Source organism: Stenotrophomonas sp. P5_B8, from assembly GCF_054049855.1.
The window spans coordinates 1-1820 of sequence record NZ_JBFULO010000601.1; the positions used below are offsets into that span (position 1 = coordinate 1).

A 1820-nucleotide genomic window follows, 5' to 3' on the forward strand; every position below is an offset into this window, starting at 1 on the left:
GTTGGTCGGCTGCCTTGGCTGCCTTGGCTGCCTTGGCTGCCCTGACGGCGCCAGGAGCCAGGGCAGCCGACCAACGGTCGGCTCTACGCTTGCCCGCTGATCCAGACCTGCACCGCCGCCACATCGAACGGCCAGTCCAGCTCCCGCCCCTGCGCATCGCGCAGCACCGGCACGCGCAGGCCGTAGCGGGCCTCCAGCGCCGCGTCATCGTCGATGAACACACTGTCCAGGCCCGATACCCGGGCCTGGGCCAGCACCGCCAGGGCCTGGTCGCACAACTGGCAGTCATCACGCTGGAACAAGGTAAACACCGGCCCACCCGCCTTGGAAAATGTTGCGCCGCAGCCAGAGCCGGCGGCGCGAAGCGCATAGAATAGCGCTCCATCCGATACCCGCAGTTTGGCAATCATGGCTGTCAGCACGTTCGACGTTTTCAAGATCGGCATTGGCCCGAGCTCCTCGCACACCGTGGGACCGATGAAGGCCGCCGAACGCTTCGTGCACCGCTGGTTGCTGGATCCGGGCCGCCTGCAGGACGTGGTGCGCATCCGCGCCGACGTGTACGGCTCGCTGGCCCTGACCGGGCGCGGCCATGGCACCGACAAGGCGGTCCTGCTCGGGCTGGAGGGGCAGCGCCCGAACCTGATCGACCCGGATATCATCCCGGCAACCCTCGAACGCATCCGTAGCAGCAAGCGGATCCAGTTGATGGGCACCCATGAGATCGCCTTCGACGAGAAGCGCGACCTGGGCCTGAACAAGCGGCAGAAGCTGCCCTACCACACCAACGGCATGCGCTTCACCGCCTATGACGCGGACGAGCAGGTGATCGCCACCCGCGATTACTACTCCGTCGGTGGCGGCTTCGTGGTCAACCAGGACGACGCGGCCGATGATCGCATCGTGCCTGATGAAACGCCGTTGCCGTATCCGTTCAAGAGCGGCGACGAACTGCTCGCGCAGACCGCGCGCAGTGGGTTGAGCATCGCCCAGATGATGTTCGAGAACGAAAAAAGCTGGCGCAGCGAAGACGAGATCCGCGAGCAGCTGCGCGAGATCTGGGGTGCGATGCAGGCGTGCGTGGCGCGCGGCATCCGCCAGGAGGGTACCCTGCCCGGCGGCCTGCATGTCTCCCGCCGCGCCCCGGCGCTGTACCGCGAGCTGTCGTCCAAGCCCGAAGCAGCCATGCGCGATCCGCTGACCACGTTGGACTGGGTCAACCTGTACGCGCTGGCAGTCAATGAAGAAAACGCCGCCGGTGGCCGCGTGGTCACCGCGCCGACCAATGGCGCGGCCGGCGTGCTGCCCGCGGTCCTGCATTACTTCGACCGCTTCTGCCCGGGCGCCAACGAACAGCGCGTGTTCGATTTCCTGCTGACCTCGGCGGCGATCGGCATCCTGTACAAGGAAAACGCCTCCATTTCCGGTGCCGAAGTCGGTTGCCAGGGCGAAGTGGGCGTGGCCTGCTCGATGGCCGCCGGTGGCCTGGTTGCCGCACTCGGCGGCAGCCCCAGCCAGATCGAGAACGCCGCCGAGATCGGCATGGAACACAACCTTGGTCTGACCTGCGACCCGATCGGCGGGCTGGTGCAGATCCCGTGCATCGAACGCAACGCGATGGGCGCGGTCAAGGCGATCAACGCCTCGCGCATGGCCATGCGCGGCGACGGCAAACACAAGGTATCGCTGGACAAGGTCATCAAGACCATGCGCGACACCGGGCGCGACATGCAGGACAAGTACAAGGAAACCAGCCGCGGCGGCTTGGCGGTCAACGTCATCGAGTGCTGATCGATCGCCCCGGTAGAGCCGACCGTTGG

At 66.4% G+C, this 1820-nt stretch carries 2 protein-coding genes; one reads left to right on the forward strand and one right to left on the reverse strand.

Annotated elements, in window-relative coordinates:
* Positions 1–83: 83 nt before the first annotated feature.
* Positions 84–311, reverse strand: coding sequence for a glutaredoxin family protein (locus ACXJKH_RS19800; protein ID WP_256775810.1), 228 nt, complete (start codon positions 309–311; stop codon positions 84–86).
* A 97-nt stretch (positions 312–408) separates the two neighbouring features.
* On the opposite strand from ACXJKH_RS19800, the gene ACXJKH_RS19805 reads away from it, so the two are divergent.
* Positions 409–1791, forward strand: a complete 1383-nt coding sequence (locus tag ACXJKH_RS19805; protein WP_256775811.1) for an L-serine ammonia-lyase — start codon at positions 409–411, stop codon at positions 1789–1791.
* Positions 1792–1820: the final 29 nt, after the last annotated feature.